This is a genomic window from Streptomyces sp. NPDC058371, assembly GCF_042723265.1.
Classification (GTDB): Bacteria; Actinomycetota; Actinomycetes; order Streptomycetales; family Streptomycetaceae; genus Streptomyces.
On sequence record NZ_JBHXJC010000002.1, the window covers coordinates 700,690 to 720,790 of the forward strand.

At 71.4% G+C, this 20,101-nt stretch carries 21 protein-coding genes; 10 read left to right on the forward strand and 11 right to left on the reverse strand.

All coding sequences use genetic code 11. The features are described 5' to 3' along the window. The first annotated feature begins 134 nt into the window (after positions 1 to 134). The gene (locus ACFWM2_RS10720) at positions 135 to 779 is read left to right on the forward strand and encodes a TetR family transcriptional regulator (protein ID WP_383275991.1); all 645 of its coding nucleotides are present in this window, start codon (positions 135 to 137) and stop codon (positions 777 to 779) included. A 56-nt stretch (positions 780 to 835) separates the two neighbouring features. Here the strand turns inward: ACFWM2_RS10720 and def are convergent, their stop codons facing one another. Next, on the reverse strand, positions 836 to 1,375 hold the full coding sequence (def, locus tag ACFWM2_RS10725) for a peptide deformylase (RefSeq protein ID WP_383275994.1): 540 nt from the start codon (positions 1,373 to 1,375) through the stop codon (positions 836 to 838). 153 nt (positions 1,376 to 1,528) lie between these two features. On the opposite strand from def, the gene ACFWM2_RS10730 reads away from it, so the two are divergent. The 5 genes from ACFWM2_RS10730 to ACFWM2_RS10750 all read left to right on the forward strand — a co-directional run bounded on the left by ACFWM2_RS10730 (position 1,529) and on the right by ACFWM2_RS10750 (position 6,197). Beyond that, positions 1,529 to 2,767, forward strand: a complete 1,239-nt coding sequence (locus ACFWM2_RS10730) for a MurT ligase domain-containing protein (RefSeq protein WP_383275997.1) — start codon at positions 1,529 to 1,531, stop codon at positions 2,765 to 2,767. 28 nt (positions 2,768 to 2,795) lie between these two features. After that, positions 2,796 to 3,524 (forward strand): type 1 glutamine amidotransferase, encoded by a 729-nt coding sequence (locus ACFWM2_RS10735; protein ID WP_383276000.1) that lies wholly within the window; start codon positions 2,796 to 2,798, stop codon positions 3,522 to 3,524. 203 nt (positions 3,525 to 3,727) lie between these two features. Next, positions 3,728 to 4,753, forward strand: a complete 1,026-nt coding sequence (locus tag ACFWM2_RS10740) for a 6-phosphofructokinase (RefSeq protein ID WP_383276003.1) — start codon at positions 3,728 to 3,730, stop codon at positions 4,751 to 4,753. Positions 4,754 to 4,934: 181 nt separating this feature from the next. Further along, positions 4,935 to 5,888 (forward strand): cytochrome c oxidase assembly protein, encoded by a 954-nt coding sequence (locus tag ACFWM2_RS10745; protein WP_383276006.1) that lies wholly within the window; start codon positions 4,935 to 4,937, stop codon positions 5,886 to 5,888. Positions 5,889 to 6,038: 150 nt separating this feature from the next. Further along, entirely contained in the window at positions 6,039 to 6,197 is a 159-nt protein-coding gene (locus tag ACFWM2_RS10750; RefSeq protein ID WP_383276009.1) for a hypothetical protein, read from the forward strand. A 24-nt stretch (positions 6,198 to 6,221) separates the two neighbouring features. Here the strand turns inward: ACFWM2_RS10750 and ACFWM2_RS10755 are convergent, their stop codons facing one another. The 4 genes from ACFWM2_RS10755 to ACFWM2_RS10770 all read right to left on the reverse strand — a co-directional run bounded on the left by ACFWM2_RS10755 (position 6,222) and on the right by ACFWM2_RS10770 (position 10,424). Continuing rightward, entirely contained in the window at positions 6,222 to 7,427 is a 1,206-nt protein-coding gene (locus ACFWM2_RS10755) for a histidine kinase (protein ID WP_383276012.1), read from the reverse strand. Positions 7,428 to 7,515: 88 nt separating this feature from the next. Then, on the reverse strand, positions 7,516 to 9,264 hold the full coding sequence (locus ACFWM2_RS10760) for a cation acetate symporter (RefSeq protein WP_383276015.1): 1,749 nt from the start codon (positions 9,262 to 9,264) through the stop codon (positions 7,516 to 7,518). A gap of 34 nt (positions 9,265 to 9,298) precedes the next feature. Beyond that, complete coding sequence (locus tag ACFWM2_RS10765; RefSeq protein ID WP_383276018.1) at positions 9,299 to 9,658, reverse strand: hypothetical protein; 360 nt, start codon at positions 9,656 to 9,658, stop codon at positions 9,299 to 9,301. A gap of 10 nt (positions 9,659 to 9,668) precedes the next feature. Continuing rightward, positions 9,669 to 10,424, reverse strand: a complete 756-nt coding sequence (locus ACFWM2_RS10770) for a LytR/AlgR family response regulator transcription factor (protein ID WP_383276512.1) — start codon at positions 10,422 to 10,424, stop codon at positions 9,669 to 9,671. A gap of 124 nt (positions 10,425 to 10,548) precedes the next feature. Between ACFWM2_RS10770 and ACFWM2_RS10775 the strand changes: the two genes are divergently transcribed. From ACFWM2_RS10775 to ACFWM2_RS10790, 4 genes are all read left to right on the forward strand, one after another. Then, positions 10,549 to 11,052 carry an Lrp/AsnC family transcriptional regulator gene (locus tag ACFWM2_RS10775; RefSeq protein ID WP_383276021.1) on the forward strand — a complete coding sequence of 168 codons (504 nt, stop codon included), beginning with the start codon at positions 10,549 to 10,551 and terminating at the stop codon, positions 11,050 to 11,052. Positions 11,053 to 11,176: 124 nt separating this feature from the next. After that, positions 11,177 to 12,007 (forward strand): dimethylargininase, encoded by an 831-nt coding sequence (gene ddaH, locus ACFWM2_RS10780; RefSeq protein ID WP_383276023.1) that lies wholly within the window; start codon positions 11,177 to 11,179, stop codon positions 12,005 to 12,007. Continuing rightward, complete coding sequence (gene rocD / locus ACFWM2_RS10785; protein WP_383276026.1) at positions 12,004 to 13,230, forward strand: ornithine--oxo-acid transaminase; 1,227 nt, start codon at positions 12,004 to 12,006, stop codon at positions 13,228 to 13,230. The genes ddaH and rocD overlap by 4 nt, the downstream gene beginning before the upstream one ends. A 100-nt stretch (positions 13,231 to 13,330) precedes the next feature. Next, positions 13,331 to 14,056, forward strand: a complete 726-nt coding sequence (locus ACFWM2_RS10790; protein WP_383276029.1) for a lysophospholipid acyltransferase family protein — start codon at positions 13,331 to 13,333, stop codon at positions 14,054 to 14,056. A 54-nt stretch (positions 14,057 to 14,110) separates the two neighbouring features. Here ACFWM2_RS10790 and ACFWM2_RS10795 read toward each other — a convergent pair whose 3' ends face one another. The 6 genes from ACFWM2_RS10795 to ACFWM2_RS10820 all read right to left on the reverse strand — a co-directional run bounded on the left by ACFWM2_RS10795 (position 14,111) and on the right by ACFWM2_RS10820 (position 20,099). Next, positions 14,111 to 15,697: an alpha/beta hydrolase gene (locus ACFWM2_RS10795; protein WP_383276032.1), complete on the reverse strand. Its 1,587-nt coding sequence runs from the start codon at positions 15,695 to 15,697 to the stop codon at positions 14,111 to 14,113. 143 nt (positions 15,698 to 15,840) lie between these two features. After that, positions 15,841 to 16,596, reverse strand: a complete 756-nt coding sequence (locus tag ACFWM2_RS10800; RefSeq protein ID WP_383276515.1) for an urease accessory protein UreD — start codon at positions 16,594 to 16,596, stop codon at positions 15,841 to 15,843. Continuing rightward, entirely contained in the window at positions 16,593 to 17,270 is a 678-nt protein-coding gene (gene ureG, locus ACFWM2_RS10805) for an urease accessory protein UreG (RefSeq protein WP_383276035.1), read from the reverse strand. The genes ACFWM2_RS10800 and ureG overlap by 4 nt, the downstream gene beginning before the upstream one ends. 129 nt (positions 17,271 to 17,399) lie before the next feature. After that, positions 17,400 to 18,074 (reverse strand): urease accessory protein UreF, encoded by a 675-nt coding sequence (locus ACFWM2_RS10810; protein ID WP_383276038.1) that lies wholly within the window; start codon positions 18,072 to 18,074, stop codon positions 17,400 to 17,402. After that, positions 18,074 to 19,795 (reverse strand): urease subunit alpha, encoded by a 1,722-nt coding sequence (locus tag ACFWM2_RS10815; protein WP_383276041.1) that lies wholly within the window; start codon positions 19,793 to 19,795, stop codon positions 18,074 to 18,076. Before ACFWM2_RS10815 ends, ACFWM2_RS10810 begins: the two co-directional genes overlap by 1 nt. Further along, positions 19,788 to 20,099: an urease subunit beta gene (locus ACFWM2_RS10820; RefSeq protein WP_383276044.1), complete on the reverse strand. Its 312-nt coding sequence runs from the start codon at positions 20,097 to 20,099 to the stop codon at positions 19,788 to 19,790. The genes ACFWM2_RS10815 and ACFWM2_RS10820 overlap by 8 nt, the downstream gene beginning before the upstream one ends. Between the last annotated feature and the right edge of the window lie 2 nt (positions 20,100 to 20,101).

Genomic DNA, 20,101 nt, shown 5'->3' on the forward strand with positions numbered 1-20,101 from the left:
GTAACAGGAGTGTGTTACCGGCGGGTAGGAAAAGTCAACTCCCGGGCCCCGCTCGGCAGCCCGTTCGATACCAGGGTGCCGGTGAGTGTTAGTTTGCGCAGGCGTCACCGATTCAGCACGGGTGGGGAGAACACATGGAGACCACACAGCGGACCGACCAGCAGAGGTCCGCCGACCGCCGCCGGCGCGAGCTGCTGGAGGCCGCCGACCGGGTGGTGCTCCGCGACGGACCAGGCGCGTCGATGAACGCCATCGCCGCGGAGGCCGGCATCACCAAACCGATCCTCTACCGCCACTTCGGCGACAAGGGCGGACTCTACGCCGCGCTCGCCACCCGGCACACCGATGCGCTCCTCGCTTCGCTGCGGGCGGCCCTGGACGCGCCCGCCGAACGACGTGAGCGCGTCGAGGCCACCCTCGACACCTATCTGGCGGCCATCGAGGCCCGCCCGCAGGTGTACCGGTTCCTGATGCATCCGGCGGAGGGCGCCTCGTCGGGCGACCACGGATTCGACGTCGGCAAGCACTCCGCTCCCCTGCTGCGGCGCATGGGCGAGGAGCTCGCCGAGGTCATCGAGGAACGCGTCGACCTCGGCCCGGGCAGCCAGCAGCTCGCACGGGTGTGGGGGCACGGCATCGTCGGCATGATGCACGCGGCCGGCGACTGGTGGCTGGGCGAACGCCCGTGCTCACGCGCCGAGTTGGTGCGCAGCCTCGCGGACCTGCTGTGGGGGCGGCTGGCCGCGGCCGGCGACAAGGTGGGCGGCCCGGGCTTCTGACTCCGGTGCGGGCGCACCACCGGGACACGACCGGGCGGGCGTACGGGATCCGGGGCTCAGCGGCCCCAAGGCGCCCGCGCCGCCTGCCGCATGACCCGGCGGTGGCGCCGGCCGCTCAGCCGGTCCACGTACAACCCGCCCTCGAGGTGGTCGCATTCGTGTTGCAGGCACCGGGCGAACCAGCCCGTGCCGTGCACGGTGACCGGCTCGTCGGTCACCGTGAAGCCCTCGACGACCGCGTGGTCGTACCGCTCGGTGCCCGCCTCCAGACCCGGCAGCGACAGACAGCCCTCCGGGCCGCGCAGCACCACACCGTCCGCTTCCACGAGCCGTGGGTTCACCACATGTCCCCGATGGCGAACGTCCTCGTCGTCCGGGCAGTCGTAGACGAAGACCCTCAGCGGTTCCCCGATCTGGTTCGCGGCGAAGCCGACGCCCTGGGCGGCGTACATCGTCGCGAACATGTCCTCGACGAGACGGGCCAGTTGGGGACCGAAGTCGGTGACCTCCGTGCACGGCGCGTGCAGTACGGGGTCGCCGAGCAGGCTGATGGGCCGGACGCGTCCCCGGGTGCCCGGGATGGAGCCTTGTCGCATGGCGGCAAGGGTACGGTCCTCATGAGCGCGCGAACGTCGCGCGGGCACCGTGGTGGTGCCGCGATTCGGGCACGTGAGTGGATCTCGATAGGCTGAGGCCCACACGGTGCCGGGGGCAGAGGCGCGGCGCGTACGCAAGGAGGATCGAGAACGATGTCAGGCAACTCGGACCCGCTGACGCCGCGGGCCAAGCTGGCCGTGACGGCGGGCAAGGCGGCAGCCGCCGTCTCGCGTGCCGCCGGACGCGGCAGCGGATCGGTGATCGGCGGCCGGGTGGCACTCAGGCTCGACCCCGATCTGCTGGCCCGGCTCGCCACACACCTGGACGTGATCCTGGTGTCGGCCACCAACGGCAAGACCACGACCACACGACTCATCGCGGAGGCGCTGCGCGCCGCGGGCGTGGTGGTCTCGAACGCGCTGGGCGCCAACATGCCCGCGGGCATCACCTCGGCCCTGGCCGGCGGCTCGGACGCCAAGTTCGCGGTCATCGAGGTCGACGAGAAGTACCTGGCCGGTGTCGCGCGCGACACCGACCCCAAGTGCATCGCGCTCCTCAACCTCTCCCGCGACCAGCTCGACCGCGCGGCCGAGACCCGCATGCTCGCCGAGCACTGGCGCGAGGGGCTGGCCGGATCCAAGGCCGTCGTGATCGCCAACGCCGACGACCCGCTGGTCGTGTGGGCCGCGTCCTCCTCACCGAACGTGGTGTGGGTGGCCGCCGGCCAGATGTGGAAGGACGACGCCTGGTCCTGCCCGTCCTGCGGCGGTGTGATGCAGCGCCCCGGCGACGACTGGTTCTGCGGCGAGTGCGGCTTCCGCCGGCCGACGCCCAGCTGGGCGCTGTCCGGCGACTACGTCCTCGACCCGCACGGATCCAGCTGGCCGATCCACCTCCAGCTGCCCGGCCGCGCCAACAAGGCGAACGCAGCCTCCTCGGCCGCCGTCGCCGCCGTCTTCGGCGTGCCGCCGCAGGTCGCCCTGGAACGCATGTACCAGGTGCAGGCGGTCGCCGGCCGCTATGACGTGGTGCAGTTCCTGCAGCGCGACCTGCGGCTGCTGCTCGCCAAGAACCCGGCCGGCTGGCTGGAGACGTTCTCGCTGATCGACCCGCCGCCGACGCCGGTGATCCTCTCCGTGAACGCGCGCGGTGCCGACGGCACCGACACCTCCTGGCTCTGGGACGTCGACTACACGCGGCTGACCGGCCACCCGATCTTCGTCGTCGGCGACCGCAAGCTGGACCTCGCCGTGCGCCTGGAGGTCGCGAACCAGTCCTTCCAGGTCTGCGACAACCTCGACCAGGCCGTCCAGCAGGCACCGCCGGGACGGATCGAGGTCATCGCCAACTACACCGCGTTCCAGGACCTGCGCCGCCGTGTCGGCAACTGACCACCAAGGACTCAGAGGACGATCATCGATGAGTGACAACAGCCTGCGTCTGGTGTGGATCTACCCGGACCTGCTGAGCACCTACGGCGACCAGGGCAACGCCCTCGTCGTGGAGCGCCGGGCCCGCCAGCGCGGCCTCGACGTCGCCCGGCTCGACGTGCGCAGCGACCAGCCCATCCCCACCTCCGGCGACATCTATCTGATCGGCGGCGGCGAGGACCGGCCGCAGCGGCTCGCGGCCGAGCGGCTGCGCCGCGACGGCGGACTGCACCGGGCGGTCGGCAACGGCGCGATCGTCTTCTCGGTCTGCGCCGGCTACCAGATCCTCGGCCACGAGTTCATCAACGACCTCGGTCAGCGCGAGCCGGGCCTCGGCCTGCTCGACGTGATCTCCACGCGCGGCGAGGGCGAGCGGTGCGTCGGCGACGTGCTCGGCGACATCGACGCGCGCCTGGGCCTGCCCCCGCTGACCGGTTTCGAGAACCACCAGGGCATCACCCACCTCGGCCCGACCGCCCGACCGTTCGCCAACGTGCGGCTGGGCAAGGGCAACGGCACGGGCGACGGCACGGAGGGCGCGTACAACGACACCGTCTTCGGCACGTACATGCACGGTCCCGTCCTGGCCCGCAATCCGCAGATCGCGGACCTGCTGCTGAAGCTCGCCCTGGACGTGAACGCGCTGCCGCCGATCGACGACCGCTGGTACGAGGCGCTGCGCTCCGAGCGCATCGCGGCGGCGCAGCAGCCCGCCTGACCTGGTCGGGAAGCGCTTCGGCCGCTGCCCCCGGGCCACCGGGTACGGGGCCCGTCTGACCGTGCTTCCGCTCACGTGTGCGGGGGCGTCCAGCAGGCGGACGCCCCGTGCGGCCCCGCCCCCCTCCGCCGGTAGGGTGGCGGGGATCCTCGCCGGACAACGTGGTCCGGTCCCCGGCCCATGTTGAGAAGGTATTTCGGGCTATGCGCATTGGTGTCCTCACGTCCGGCGGCGACTGCCCCGGTCTGAACGCCGTCATCCGGTCCGTCGTGCATCGCGCCGTCGTGGACCACGGCGACGAGGTCATCGGCTTCCGCGACGGCTGGAAGGGCCTGCTGGAGTGCGACTACGTCAAGCTCGACCTCGACGCGGTGAGCGGCATCCTGGCGCGCGGCGGCACGGTGCTCGGCTCCTCCCGGGTCCAGCCGGCGCATCTGCGTGACGGCGTCGAGCGCGCCCGGGGCCATCTCGCGGAGCTCGGCCTCGACGCGATCATCCCGATCGGCGGCGAGGGCACGCTCAAGGCGGCCCGCCTCCTGTCGGACAACGGTCTGCCCATCGTCGGTGTGCCCAAGACCATCGACAACGACATCGCCGTCACGGACGTGACCTTCGGCTTCGACACGGCCGTCGGCGTCGCGACCGAGGCCCTGGACCGGCTGAAGACGACCGCGGAGTCCCACCAGCGCGTGCTGATCGTGGAGGTCATGGGCCGCCACACCGGCTGGATCGCCCTGCACTCCGGAATGGCGGCCGGCGCCCACGCCATCGTCGTACCGGAACGCCCCTTCGACATCGAGGAGTTGGCCGCGAAGGTCGGCGAACGCTTCGCCGCCGGCAAGCGGTTCGCGATCGTGGTCGCCGCGGAGGGCGCGAAGCCCCGCGAGGGCTCGATGGCGTTCGACGAGGGCGGCAAGGACGTCTACGGGCACGAGCGGTTCGCGGGAATCGCCCGGCAGCTCTCGCTCGAACTGGAGGAGCGGCTCGGCAAGGAGGCGCGGCCGGTGATCCTCGGGCACGTCCAGCGTGGCGGCACCCCGACCGCGTACGACCGCGTGCTCGCCACACGCTTCGGATGGCACGCCGTGGAGGCGGTGCACCGCGGGGAGTTCGGCCATATGACCGCGCTCCAGGGGACCGACATCGTGATGGTGCCGCTGGCCCAGGCCGTGGAGACCCTGAAGACCGTTCCGGACGAGCGGTACGCCGAAGCCGAGTGCGTGCTCTGAGGGTGCACGACCGCCGGTTCGTCGTGGTGAGTCGCGCCCACGCGGCGTAGCCGCACCTGTCACCCGCCCCGCGCCCCTCACCGGGCGCGTTGTACCGCCCCCGGTCGAAACAGTGACCGGGGGCGGTTCTACTCTGGTGCGGACAGACAGCGCACAACCCGTACGAATCAGGAGCCGGCGGATGGATCACAGCGGGCACGGCATGACCATGGATCTGCCGCCGTTCACGCTGGGACGAGGGCTCGAGTGGTCTCCGGACCCGTTCTTCCTCGTCGCCTGCCTGGTCGGACTCGGTCTGTACGGCTGGGGTGTGGTGCGGCTGGCACGGCGCGGTGACAAGTGGTCGGCCGGCCGGGCCGTCTCCTTCGTGATCGGCGTCCTGACCGTGATGCTGGTCATGTGCACCAGGCTGAACGACTACGGCATGGTCATGTTCAGCGTGCACATGGTGCAGCACATGGTGATCAGCATGCTGTCGCCGATCCTGATCCTGCTGGGGGCGCCGATCACGCTGGCGCTGCGTGCGCTGCCGGTGGCCCGCACCCGGGGGCGGAAGGGGCCGCGTGAGCTGCTGCTGATGTTCCTGCACAGCCGGTTCATGCGGATCGTCACGCACCCCGCGTTCACCATCCCGCTGTTCATCGCCAGCCTGTACGCGCTGTACTTCTCGCCGATCTTCGACTTCCTGATGGGCTCCAGGACCGGGCACGCCGCGATGATGTGCCACTTCCTCGCCGTCGGCCTGGTCTTCTTCTGGCCGATCATGGGCGTGGACCCGGGCCCGCACCGGCCCGGCTATCTGCTGCGGATGCTGGAGCTGTTCGCCGGCATGCCCTTCCACGCCTTCTTCGGGATCGCGCTGATGATGGCGTCGGAGCCGATGGTGCAGACGTACAAGAACCCGCCCGCCTCGCTCGGCATCGACGCGCTCGCCGACCAGAACGCCGCGGGCGGCATCGCCTGGGCCTTCAGCGAGATCCCCTCCGTGCTGGTGCTCCTCGCCCTGCTCTTCCAGTGGTACGGCTCCGAGCAGCGGCAGGCCCGCCGCACCGACCGGGCCGCGGACCGCGACGGCGACAAGGAGCTCGCGGCGTACAACGCCTATCTGGCCGCCCTCGACGCACGCGGCCGCTGAGCCGTTCACAGGCCGCTGAAACCCGCTGCTGAGCGGGATCGTGGACGCGCCGCGGACCAGGGAACTCCGGTACTCATTTCGCCGTGTGCACCGCTCGGAAGCAGAACCGGGGCACCATGGAGAGAGACGGACCATGAGGAGGGTGTTGCGATGCCCGGTTCTACGAAGACCATGGGGGTGCTCACCGTAGGTGGGCTCGTCGTGGTGACGGCCTACACGGTGGCGCTCGGAAGCAATGGCTGGCTGTGGTTCGGCTGGGTCGTGCTTGGTCTGATCACTCTGGGAATGGTGGCTACCCGCAGCACCTGACAGCGAAAACCGGCTGCCCCGGGGTCACTCCCGGGGGAGCCGTCCCGCCGAGTGCACCCCCGGCTGGTACTTCGGCAGCCGGGCCGTGATCTTCATGCCCGCCCCCACCGCGGTCTCGATGACGAGGCCGTGGTCGTCCCCGTACACCTGGCGCAGCCGTTCGTCGACGTTCGAGAGCCCGATCCCGCCCGACGGGCTGACCTCCCCGGACAGGATGCGGCGCAGCAGGCCGGGGTCCATTCCGGCGCCGTCGTCCTCGATGACGACCAGCGCCTCGGCCCCGGCGTCCTGCGCGGTGATGCTGATGTGACTCTTGTCGGTCCTGCCCTCCAGACCGTGCTTCACGGCGTTCTCCACCAGCGGCTGGAGACAGAGGAAGGGCAGCGCGACGGGCAGGACTTCGGGGGCGATCTGCAGGGTGACCGAGAGCCGGTCGCCGAACCGGGCCCGTACCAGCGCCAAGTAGTGGTCGATGGCGTGCAGTTCGTCGGCGAGGGTGGTGAAGTCGCCGTGCCGGCGGAACGAGTAGCGGGTGAAGTCGGCGAATTCCAGGAGCAGTTCGCGGGCCCGCTCCGGGTCGGTGCGCACGAACGAGGCGATGACGGCCAGCGAGTTGAAGATGAAGTGCGGGGATATCTGGGCGCGCAGGGCCTTGATCTCCGCCTCGATCAGGCGGGTACGGGACTGGTCGAGGTCGGCGAGTTCCAGCTGGACCGAGACCCAGCGGGCGACCTCGCCGGCAGCCCGCACGAGGACGGCGGACTCGCGGGGCGCGCAGGCAACGAGCGCTCCGTGCACCCGGTCGTCGACCGTGAGCGGGGCGACGACGGCCCACCGCAGTGCGCAGTCCGGTGTGTCGCACGTCAGCCGGAAGGCCTCGCCACGGCCGGTCTCCAGCGGCCCGGCGAGCCGCCCCATGATCTCGGCGCGATGGTGCTCCCCCACTCCGTCCCAGGCGAGCACCGTCTCCTGGTCGGTGAGGCAGAGCGCGTCCGTGCCGAGCAGGGTGCGCAGCCGACGCGCCGACTTCCGCGCCGTCTCCCCGGTGAGTCCCGCGCGCAGCGGAGGTGCCGCGAGCGAGGCGGTGTGCAGGGTCTCGAAGGTGGCGTGTTCGACGGGGGTGCCGAGGCCGCCGAGGGTCTCGGGCCGCGCGGTGCGCCGGCCGAGCCAGAAGCCGGCGGCCAGCAACGGCAGTACGGCGACGCACAGTCCGGCGAGGAATCCGCTCATGCCCTCGCCTCTCCCGGTGCCTGCCGTGGGCCGGGTCCGGCCGTCGCCCGCCGTCCGCCCACGGCAGCCCCTCGCCACGGAACGCCCGTCATGCCTCGACCTCCTTCGGGTGCACGGCCGCGCGCCGCTGCCCCTCGGACAGTTCTTCCGGCAGATGGAACCGTGCCAGGATCGCCGCCGTCCCCGGCGGCACCCGGCCCGGGGTGGCCAGGGACACCAGCGTCATGGTGAGGAAGCCGAGCGGCACGGACCACAGGGCCGGCCAGGCGAGCAGCGCGTGCAGGGTGCCGGTACCGGTGCCGGGGTATCCGGCCATCGTCGCGGCGACCGCGACGAAGGCCGCGCCGCCGCCGACCAGCATCCCGGCCGCGGCTCCGGGCGGGGTCAGCCGACGCCACCAGATCCCGAGGACCAGCAGCGGGCAGAACGAGGACGCGGACACGGCGAAGGCGAGTCCCACGGCGTCGGCGACGGGCAGTCCGCCCACCAGCATGCTGGCGGCCAGCGGCACGGCCATCGCGAGCGCGGTGCCCAGTCGGAAGTGCCGTACCCCGCGCGAGGGCAGCACGTCCTGCGTGAGCACCCCGGCCACCGCCATGGTCAGCCCGGACGCCGTGGACAGGAACGCGGCGAACGCCCCGCCCGCCACCAGCGCGCCGAGCAGATCCGCCCCGAGCCCGCCGATCATCCGGTCCGGCAGCAGCAGTACGGCCGCGTCCGCGTCCCCGCTGAGGGTGAGCTCGGGGGCGTACAGCCGGCCCAGTGCCCCGTACACCGGCGGCAGGAGGTAGAAGGCGCCGATCAGACCGAGTACCGCGACGGTGGTGCGGCGGGCGGCGACCCCGTGCGGGCTGGTGTAGAAGCGGACGACGACGTGCGGGAGGCCCATCGTGCCGAGGAAGGTGGCGAGGATCAGCCCGTAGGTGGCGTAGAGCGGGCGCTCCTCGCGGCCCTCGGCCAGGGAGGTCGACATCCCGCCGGTGCTGCGGCGGTCGGCCACCGGGACCGGGTCGCCCGCGGCGAAGGTCAGCCGGGTGCCGCGCCCGATGTGGTGGACGCCGGCCGGGAGCCGTACGTGCTCCTGCGTGTAGCGCCGGCCGTCGACCGTGCCCGTCGCCGTGACGCCCAGCGGGCCGGCGAGTTTCAGGTCGAGGGTGTCGTCGACGCGCACGACCCGCTGCTCGCGGAAGGTGGCCGGTTCGTCGAAGGCGTGGCGCGGCGCTCCGTCGCCCTGCCAGGCCAGGAACAGGAACAGCGCGGGGACCAGCAGGGCGGTGAGCTTCAGCCAGTACTGGAAGGCCTGGACGAAGGTGATGCTGCGCATGCCCCCCGCGGCGACCGTGGCGACCACCACGATCGCGACGAGCACCCCGCCGAACCAGTCGGGCGCGTCGGTCAGCACGGCCAGGGTCAGCCCCGCGCCTTGCAGTTGCGGCAGCAGATAGAGCCAGCCGACACCCACGACGAAGGCGCCGGCCAGGCGTCGTACCGCCTGCGAGGCCAGCCGGGCCTCCGCGAAGTCGGGCAGCGTATAGGCCCCGGAGCGGCGCAGCGGGGCGGCCACGAACAGGAGCAGCACGAGGTAGCCCGCGGTGTAGCCGACGGGGTACCAGAGCATGTCGGGGCCCTGGACCAGGACGAGGCCCGCGATGCCGAGGAAGGAGGCCGCGGACAGGTACTCGCCGCTGATGGCGGCCGCGTTGAGGCGTGGGCCCACCGTGCGCGAGGCCACGTAGAAGTCGGAGGTGGTCCGGGATATGCGCAGGCCGAACGCGCCGACCAGGACGGTCGCCACGACGACCAGGGCGACCGCGGGAACGGCGTACGTCTGGTTCACCGGGCGGCTCCCGCCCCGGCACCCACGAGGTGTCTCACCGGTCCTCCACCAGCCGCACGAAGTCCTTCTCGTTGCGTTCCGCGCGGCGCACGTACCAGGCGGCCAGCAGCACCAGCGGCGGGTAGAGACAGAAGCCCAGGACGGCCCACTCCAGGCTCGCGCCGTCGGGCATCGCGGCGAAGACGAGGGGCAGCGGGCCGACGAGCAGCACCAGCACGGCGAACACCGTGAGGCCGGCCCGCAGCTGGCTGTGCATCAGCGAGCGGACGTAGGTGTGGCCCAGGGTGGTCTGTTCGTCGATCTCGGTCCTGGGGCGGTAGTAGCCGGACGTCCTGCGGGTGCGCCGGGGCACCCCGGTGACGACCACCCGGCGTTCGGTCGGATCCTGCGGCACGCGGCCCTCCTCAGCTCGTGGTCCGGCGCAGCAGCAGATCACGCAGTTCGCGGGTGTGCCGACGGCTGACCTGGAGTTCGACGGAGTCGATCAGGACGCTCACCGTGCCCGCGTCCAGCCGGAGTTCGTCGATGTGGCGCAGCGCGACGAGATGGCGCCGGTGGATGCGCACGAAACCGCGGGAGCGCCAGCGGTCCTCCAGGGTGGACAGCGGGATGCGGACGAGATGGTTGCCCTGGGCGGTGTGCAGGCGCGCGTAGTCGCCGTGGGCCTCGACGTGGGTGATCTCCTCGACGGCCACGAAGCGGGTGACGCCGCCGAGTTCGACGGAGATGTGGTCCGGGTCGGGCTCGTGCACCGGTATCAGCGGGGCGGTGTCCATGAGCTGGGCGGCCCGGCGCACGGCCTCGGCGAGGCGCTCCCTGCGTACCGGTTTCAGTACGTAGTCGACGGCCTTGAGGTCGAAGGCCTGGACGGCGAAACCCTCGTGCGCGGTGACGAACACGACGAGCGGCGGCTTCGCGAACCCGGTGAGCAGCCGGGCCATGTCGAGGCCGTCGAGCCCGGGCATCTGGATGTCGAGGAAGACGACGTCGATCGCCTCGGGGCCGCCGGGGCCCGATTCCAGCGCCCGGTTGATCCGGCGCAGCGCCTCGGTCGCACCGCTCGCGCCCTCGGCACTGCTGACCCGTGGATCGGCGTTCAGCAGATAGAGGAGCTCCTCGAGGGAGGGTTGTTCGTCGTCGACGGCGAGCGCGCGCAGCATGAAGGTGGAGTGTAAGAGCATTTCCTACGTCTGGACATGCGCGGGGCGTGGACGGCGCCGCGGCACGGGCCGGGGACGCCGTCGCGGGGCCGGACCGGGGCGGCTCGCTGGATACAGTGCCGCCATGAACAGCAAGCCCGCCGTGTTCGACGACCTCGACCGCAAGATCATCACGGAGCTGATGGCGAACGCCAGGACCAGTTTCGCGGAGATCGGCGCCACGATCGGCCTGTCGGCCACGGCCGTCAAACGCCGGGTCGACCGGCTGCGCGAGACCGGCGTCATCACGGGCTTCACGGCCACGGTGAAGCCGACGGCGCTCGGCTGGCGTACGGAGGCGTACGTGGAGGTGTACTGCGAGGGCGCCGCGCCGCCCCGGCGGCTCGCGGAGGTGGTCCGCAACCACCCGGAGATCACGGCGGCGATGACCGTGACCGGTGGCGCGGACGCGCTGCTGCACGTGCGGGCGACCGATGTGGAGCACTTCGAGGAGGTGCTGGAGCGGATCCGCACCGAGCCGTTCATCCGGAAGACGGTCAGCTACATGGTGCTGTCCCATCTGCTGCCGGAGGCTCCGGAGGCGGGGGCGACGCACGCCGCCCCGGGTGACGCAGGAATCATGCGTTGACCTCTCCGATCACGCAGTAATCCTGCGCACACGCGCAGCTCTCGTCGCTTGTCGGACGTCTCCCCCTTTTCTTACCTTGGAGGCACACCCCACCCGACACCGCAGGAAGCGGAGGAGCCACTCTGTGCCCGACAGCCGTGTGCCGCGCCCCCGGCGCTTTCTTGTCTGCGAACCCAGACACTTCGCCGTGCAGTACGCGATCAATCCCTGGATGCATCCCGACGCGCAGGTGGACGTCGATCTCGCCCACGGCCAGTGGCAGGCGCTGATCAGCGCCTATCGCGCCCACGGCCACAGCGTCGACTCCGTCGAGCCGGTCACCGACCTACCGGACATGGTCTTCGCCGCCAACTCCGCGCTCGTCCTCGCGGGCCGGGTCTTCGGCTCGCTCTTCCACGCCCCGCAGCGCCGCCCCGAGTCCACCGCGTACGAGACGTGGTTCAAGGCGGCCGGATTCGACGTCCACCGCCCCGAGTCGGTGTGCGAGGGCGAGGGCGACCTGGTCCCGGTGGGCCGGTACGTGCTGGCCGGCACCGGCTTCCGCACCACCCGCGAGGCCCATCGCGAGGTGCAGGAGTTCTTCGGCGTCCCGGTGATCAGCCTCCAGCTGGTGGATCCGCGCTTCTACCACCTGGACACCGCGCTGTTCGTGCTCGACGACGGCAGCGGCGGCCACGAGGCCAACATCGCGTACTACCCGGAGGCGTTCTCGCCCGGCAGCCGCGAGGCGCTGGACCGGCTCTTCCCGGACGCGGTGATCGCCACCCACGAGGACGCGATGGCGTTCGGCCTCAACTCCGTCTCCGACGGCCATCACGTGTTCATCTCACCGCGGGCCGAGGCCCTCGCCGGCCGGCTCGTGCGCCACGGCTACGTTCCCGTCCCCGTCGACCTGTCGGAGTTCCACAAGGCCGGCGGCGGCATCAAGTGCTGCACTCAGGAGATCCGCTCATGACCGCTCCCGCCCGTACGCGTACCTCCGACGACGTCATCCGCGCCGAAGCTCCCGTCCTGGCGCACAACTACCACCCGCTGCCCGTGGTCGTGGCCCGCGCCGAGGGCACCTGGGTCGAGGACGTCGAAGGGCGCCGCTACCTCGACATGCTGGCCGGGTACTCGGCCCTCAACTTCGGCCACCGCCACCCGGCCCTGGTCGAGGCCGCGCACCGCCAGCTCGACCGGCTGACCCTCACCTCGCGCGCGTTCCACAACGACCAGCTCGCCCGGTTCGCGGAGTCGCTGGCCGCGTTGACGGGCCAGGACATGGTGCTGCCGATGAACACCGGCGCCGAAGCGGTGGAGAGCGCCATCAAGGTGGCCCGCAAGTGGGCGTACGAGGTGAAGGGCGTCCCGGCCGACCGGGCGACGATCGTGGTGGCCGCCGACAACTTCCACGGCCGGACGACCACCATCGTCAGCTTCTCCACGGACGAGAGCGCCCGCGCCGGCTTCGGCCCCTTCACGCCGGGCTTCCGCGTGGTCCCGTACAACGACCTCGCCGCCCTCGAAGCGGCCGTCGACGAGACGACGGCGGCCGTGCTCATCGAGCCCATCCAGGGCGAGGCGGGCGTCGTGATCCCGGACGACGGCTATCTGGCCGGCGTACGCGAGCTGACCCGGCGCGCCGGGTGTCTGTTCGTCGCGGACGAGATCCAGTCGGGACTCGGGCGGACGGGCAGCACGCTGGCCGTCGACCACGAGGGCGTCGTCCCGGACATGGTGCTGCTCGGCAAGGCGCTCGGCGGCGGCATCGTGCCGGTCTCCGCCGTGGTCGCCCGCCGCGACGTGCTCGGGGTGCTGCGGCCGGGCGAGCACGGGTCGACGTTCGGCGGCAACCCGCTGTCGGCCGCGGTGGGCTCGGCGGTGGTGGAACTGCTGGAGACGGGTGAATTCCAGCGCAGGGCCGCCGAGCTGGGCGTGGTCCTCAGGGGCGGCCTGCAGGCGCTCGTGGGCCGGGGCGTCCTCGGCTTCCGTTCGCGCGGGCTGTGGGCGGGCGTGGACATCGACCCCGCCATCGGTACGGGCCGCGAGATCAGCGAACGCCTCATGCGGGAGGGGGTTCTGGTCAAGGACACGCACGGGTCCACCATCCGGCTCGCGCCTCCGCTGACCATCACCGGCGAGGAACTCCGGTCGGCTCTCGGGTCGCTGGAGAAGGTGCTGACACAAGAGGTCTGATACCGGCCATGTGACGACAGAGCGTGACACCCGGATGGTTACGCCTGGCGAGAGCCGCGCCTACACTGATCGCTCCCCCGGGGATTGAAGGAGCGTCGGAGTGTTTTATTACGTGCTCAAGTATGTGCTTCTGGGTCCACTGTTGAGGCTGGTGTTCCGGCCTCGGATCGAGGGCCTGGAGCACGTACCCGCGTCGGGCGCGGCCATCGTCGCCGGAAATCACCTGTCGTTCGCGGACCACTTCCTGATGCCCGCGATCCTCAAACGGCGCATCACCTTCCTCGCGAAGGCCGAGTACTTCACGGGTCCCGGGATCAAGGGCCGGCTGACCGCCGCGTTCTTCCGCAGCGCCGGACAGATCCCGGTGGACCGCTCGGGCAAGGAGGCCGGCCAGGCGGCCATCCGCGAGGGACTCGGCGTGCTGCGCAAGGACGAGCTGCTCGGCATCTACCCGGAGGGCACCCGCTCGCACGACGGGCGCCTGTACAAGGGCAAGGTCGGCGTCGCGGTGATGGCCCTCAAGGCCCAGGTGCCGGTGATCCCCTGCGCGATGATCGGTACGTTCGAGGCCCAGCCGCCGGGCCAGAAGATCCCCAAGGTCCACCCCGTGGTGATCCGCTTCGGCGAACCCCTCGACTTCTCCCGCTACGACGGGATGGAGAACGAGAAGGCCATCCTGCGCGCCATCACCGACGAGATCATGTACGCCATCCTGACCCTCTCCGAGCAGGAGTACGTCGACCGTTACGCGGCCGTCGCCAAGGCCGAGGAAGCCGCCGAGAAGGCGGAGCGGGCGCGCAAGTTCCCCCGGATGCCGCTGAGTTGACCGAAGGGGGCGACCGGAGTTCCGGCCGCCCCCCTCACCGTGTACGAGCCCGGACTACGGCTTCGGCGTGGCGTGCGGTGCGCAGGTCACGTCGGCGGCATCCGTCTTGCCGGTGAGCAGGTACGTGTCCACCCGGTCGTTGATGCACGGGTTGACCAGGCCGGTCACACCGTGCGAACCGGCGTCCTTCTCGGTGATCAGGCGAGAGCCCTTGAACCGCTTGTGCAGCTCGACGGCGCCTTCGTACGGAGTGGCGGCGTCACGCTGCGACTGGACGATCAGGACGGCGGGCAGACCCTTGCCGGTCTTGACGTCCACCGGCGTCTGCTGCTTGGCCGGCCAGGTGGCGCAGGGCAGGTTCATCCACGCGTTGGCCCACGTCATGAACGGGTAGTCCTTGTTCAGCCGCGTGTTGTCCCGGTCCCACTTCTTCCAGCTGGTGGGCCACTTGGCGTCGGCGCACTCGACGGCCGTGTAGACGGCGTTGCCGTTCTCCGAGGAGATGTTGCCCGCGGTGTCCGACAGGTCGGGCGAGGCGGCGTCGACGAGCGCCTGGGTGTCACCGGCGACGTACTTGCTGAACACCGTCGCGACCGGCACCCACGAGGAGTCGTAGTACGGGGCGCTCTGGAAGAAGGCGATCAGTTCGGCCGGGCCGACGACGCCACCGAGCGGGCTCTTCTTCGCGGTGGCACGCAGCTTCAGCCACTGGTCCTGCACCTTGGCGCGGGTGTTGCCGAGGTGGAAGGTCGCGTCGTTCTTGGCGACCCAGTCCTGCCAGTCCTTCCAGCGGCCCTCGAAGGCGATGTCCTGGTTGAGGTTGGCCTCGTACCAGATGTTCTCCCGCGACGGGTCGACGACGCTGTCGACGACCATGCGACGGACGTGGCCCGGGAAGAGCGTGCCGTAGACGGCGCCGAGGTACGTGCCGTACGAGACGCCGAGGAAGTTGAGCTTCTTCTCGCCGAGAGCGGCCCGGATGACGTCCAGGTCGCGCGCGGTGTTCGGCGTGGTCATCTGCGGCAGCATGGCACCGCTGCGCTCGGCACAGCCGTCCGCGTACTCGGCGGCGAGCTTGCGCTGGGCGCGCTTGTCCGCCTCGGAGTCCGGGACGGGGTCGGCCTTGGGTGCCTTCACGAACTCCTGCGGGTCGATGCAGGAGATGGGCGCCGAGTGGCCGACACCGCGCGGGTCGAAGCCCACGAAGTCGTACCCCTTGGCCGTGTTCGCCCAGACCGGGTTCTTGTTGGTGACCCGGGTCGGGAAGCGCATGCCCGAGGCGCCGGGGCCGCCCGGGTTGTAGACGAGGGCGCCCTGGCGCTCCTCCTTGGTGCCGGTGTTCGCGATGCGGTCGACGGCGAGCTTGATCTGCTTGCCGTTCGGGTGGGCGTAGTCGAGGGGCACGCTGACCCAGCCGCACTGGATCGGCTTCGCGAAGCCCCAGTCCGCCGGGCAGTCCTGCCAGTCGATCCCGGCCTTTGCGGCCTTGGCCGCAGCGACGGCGGCACCCCGCGCTTCCCGGTCCTGGCCGTGCCGCGAGTCGGCCGTGGCCGACGGCGCCGCGACGGCGCCGGCTATCAGGGTCGCCGTGACCAGCGCGCCGGCCGAGCCGAACGCTGTCACCCGCCTATTCGGTCGCATACCACTCAAGTGGGACCTCCCCGTACATCGTTGCGATTGGTACGGGGATCCTTTCGGCTGTGAGGTCCCTGGCAACAGATGCGACCTGGCTTCTTTACCGATCCGATAACCGGTGCGCGGGGCCCCGTTCAGCGGAGAGCAGGTCAGCCGAGTGCGTGCAGCGCCTCGTCCAGGGTCCGCCGCAACCGCAGTCCGTCGGGTGCGAGGGCGGTCACCAGAACACCGGGACCGGCGAGCGGTGTCAGCGCCGCGTACTCCCCCAGCAGCCGGGGCGTCACCGGTTCGTGCTCGAACTCCGGCCGTACGACGACCAGTTGACCGAGGGCCCGATGTCCCGCCAGCACGGCCGGGCCGTCCCAGCCGCCGGGTGCGCCGGGCCCGCAGGACAGCTCCTGGTCGAGCAGCGGCCGGCCGTCGAGACGTACCGTGAGACGGCTGGTGAGCCGGCCCGGCTCCTCGCCGGCCCGTCCGAGCACCTGCTCCTCCCGGAAGACGAGCCGGGCGCCGGCCGCGAGCTCGATGCAGGAGGAAACGGACAACTCGCTCCCGTTGGCGGAAATCAGCTGTTCGGGCAGCCAGCGCAGTTCCCCGCCCGCGGCGACGGTGAGCCGGACGTCGTAGCGCGCCTCGCCCTTGGCCTGACCCGGCAGGGCGATCGTGGCGGCGGCCGATCCGACGTGGAGCAGCGCCCGTTCACCCGCCCGCGCCTCGACCGTGAGGTGGTCACCGCCGAGCGGGCCGCTCATGGCACCGACCAGCACGACCCGGGCCTCGGCGCCATGGGCGCGCGTACGGCGCGGCGCGAGCGGCCCCTCCCCCTCCAGCACCGGCAGCGACGTGCCGCCTCTGCCGTCGTCCTGCGCAACGATCCGTGCGGTGGCCCGTACTCCGGCCGTCATGCCGTCCACGCGGCGAGCCGCTCCCGCACCCAGTCGGCGACGGGCGTGACCCCCGGCTCGGTCCGCAGCGACTGGAAGACGACCGGCAGTTCGGCCCGCTGCGCCTTGGCGTCGGCGGCCATCCGCCCCAGATCGGATCCGACGTACGGCGCGAGGTCGGTCTTGTTGACGACGAGCAGGTCGGCCGTCGTCACACCGGGGCCGCCCTTGCGCGGGATGTCGTCACCGCCCGCGACATCGATCACGAAGACCTGCGCGTCGACCAGCCCCTTGGAGAAGGTCGCGGTGAGGTTGTCGCCCCCGGACTCGACGAGGATCAGGTCCAGCGGGCCGACCTCGTCCTCCAGGTCCTCGACCGCTTCGAGGTTCGCGGAGATGTCGTCGCGGATGGCCGTGTGCGGACAGGCCCCCGTCTCGACGGCGGTGATCCGCTCGGGCGGCAGCACGGCCTCCCGCAGCAGGAACTCGGCGTCCTCGCGCGTATAGATGTCGTTGGTGACGACGGCGAGGGACAGGTCGTCGCGCAGCGTCCGACAGAGCGCGGCGACGGTGGCCGTCTTCCCCGAGCCCACGGGCCCACCGAGCCCGATCCGCAGCGCCCGGCGCGTGCCATCGGGACGGTGAGCGTCGGCACTGACGGCGGAGGGTCCGTCGTGATGGTGGTCAAGATGCATGGCTACAGCTCCAGAGGATCTTTCAGCCCGTCCGGCGTTCGAGGACGAGCGCGTCAGCGCGGTACCGGGGAGTCTGGGGGCAGAGCCCCCGGAGACGGGACGGGTAGGGGCGGAGGGGGCGAGAAACGCCTACGACGCGAACAGCCGCACTGGCCACCCCGCATGCACCTCCGCACTGATCTCCAGCAACGGAGCCGACGCGGCAGGCAGCGCACCCACCCCTTCGGCAGGAACACGGCGGGCCGCGTCGACCGCCTGCCCGGCCACCAGATCCAGCTCCGGCGCGAGCCGGGCAAGGACCGCGGTCGCGTCGAACGGGTCAAGGCTCAGCAGCCGCACCGTCGCGGTCGCGGGCCCGCTGACACCCTCGTACAGGGAGCAGTACGCGGCGTCGTCCGGCCCCAGCCCGGCAGCCCGGGCAGCCAGCCCGAGGACGACGGGCTGATGAGCGCCCTTGGGGAACTCCCGTGCCAGCGCGTCCAGTTCGGCCGAGGGCCAGGTCGCCCGGGCGGCCCGCATCAGCTGCCGCCCGAGCCGCCGCGCGGCACCCCGCAACGCGGGCGACGGCGTTCGGGCGTCCGCGGCCGTGTCCAGCTCCAGCGGATCGACCCCGAGCGCGGCGGCCGCGGCCAGCGCGGCCGACACCAGGCCGGCCGTGTGCAACCGCCCCCGGCAGAAGTCCGCCAGACTCGGCGCCCCGGTGATCCGGCCGGCCTTGACGGCGGCCTCGGCGCCGCCGGAGTGGGCGTGCCCCCCGGCGGGAAAGCGGCCGTCAGCGAGGACGAGCAGTGCTGCGCGCGACATCAGAAGAGGAAGTAACGCTGGGCCATGGGCAGTTCGGCGGCGGGCGCGGCCTCCACCAGCTCCCCGTCGATGTGCACGGCGAAGCTGTCGGGGTCGATCCGCACCTGCGGCCGTGCGTCGTTCTCCCGCATGTCGGCCTTGGTCACCGCCCGGGTGGACTCGATGGCGACGAACCGCTTCCCGAGCCCCAGCCGCTCCGGCAGCCCGTCCTCGATGGCCAGCGGCGCCACGAAGTTGAACGAGTTGGCGGCCGGTGCCCGTCCGATCGCCCCGAACATGGGCCGGGGCAGGATCGGCTGCGGGGTCGGGATCGAGGCGTTGGCGTCGCCCATCTGCGCGTACGCGATCTGCCCGCCCTTGATGACGAGATGCGGCTTGACGCCGAAGAAGGCGGGCTCCCAGAGCACCAGGTCGGCGAGCTTGCCGGGCTCCACGGAGCCGATCTCACGGGCCAGTCCCTGCGCGAGCGCCGGGTTGATCGTGTACTTGGCGACATAGCGACGTACGCGGTGGTTGTCGGCGCTGCCGTCACCCGGCAGCGCGCCGCGGCGCCGCTTCATCACGTGCGCCGTCTGCCAGGTGCGCATGATGACCTCGCCGACCCGGCCCATCGCCTGGGAGTCCGACGAGATGATCGAGATGGCACCGAGGTCGTGCAGGATGTCCTCGGCCCCGATGGTGGAGGGCCGGATCCGCGACTCCGCGAAGGCCAGGTCCTCCGGGACGGACGCGTTGAGGTGGTGGCAGACCATCAGCATGTCGAGGTGTTCCTCGGCGGTGTTGACGGTGTAGGGCCGGGTCGGGTTGGTCGAGCTGGGCAGCACGTGCGGCTCGGAGACCACGGTCATGATGTCGGGCGCGTGCCCGCCGCCCGCACCCTCGGTGTGGTACGCGTGGATGGTGCGGCCCGCGATCGCGGCGAGCGTGTCACCGACGAACCCGGCTTCGTTGAGCGTGTCCGTGTGGATCGCGATCTGCGTGCCGGTCCGGTCGGCGACCGTCAGCGCGGCGTCGATCGCGGCCGGCGTCGAGCCCCAGTCCTCGTGGATCTTCAGGCCGAGCGCTCCCCCGCGGATCTGCGAGAGCATCGCCTCCTGGGAGACGGTGTTGCCCTTGCCGAGCAGACCGAAGTTGAGCGGGTACTGCTCCATCGCCTCCATCATCCGGGCGAGGTGCCAGGGACCGGGCGTGACCGTGGTCGCCTTGGATCCCTCGGCGGGGCCGGTGCCGCCGCCGACGAGCGTCGTGATCCCGGAGGCCAGCGCCTCGTCGGCGATCTGCGGACAGATGAAGTGGACGTGCGCGTCGATGGCGCCCGCCGTCAGGATCCGCCCGTTGCCCGCGATGATCTCCGTCTCCGGGCCGATGACGAGGTCCGGGTGCACACCGTCCATGGTGTCCGGGTTGCCCGCCTTGCCCAGCGCGGTGATCCGGCCGTCGCGGATGCCGACGTCGGCCTTGACGATGCCCCAGTGGTCGATGACCACCACACCCGTGATGACCGTGTCGGGGGTGCCGTCTGCGCGCGTAGCGCGCGACTGGCCCATGGATTCGCGGATGACCTTGCCCCCGCCGAACACCGCCTCGTCGCCGGCGAGTCCGGGACCGCCGGCGCGGTCCTCCTCGATCTCGATCAGCAGGTCGGTGTCGGCGAGCCGGATGCGGTCGCCGGTGGTGGGGCCGAACAGATCGGCGTACGCGGCTCGCGAGATCTCAGGCATCGAGGGCACCTCCGACCTCGCCGCGGAGGCCGGGCACCACACGGGCGCCGGCGAGGGGGACGAGTTCGACGTCGACGGGGATCCCGGGCTCGAAGCGCACGGCGGTGCCGGCGGAGACGTTGAGCCGCAGGCCGCGCGCGGCCGGGCGGTCGAACTCCAGACCCGGATTGGCCTCGGCGAAGTGGTAGTGGGAGCCGACCTGGACGGGCCGGTCGGCGGCGTTGAGGACGGTGAGCCGGGTGACCTCGCGGCCTTCGTTGAAGGCGACGGGTCCGTCGGCGAACAGGATCTCTCCGGGAATCACGG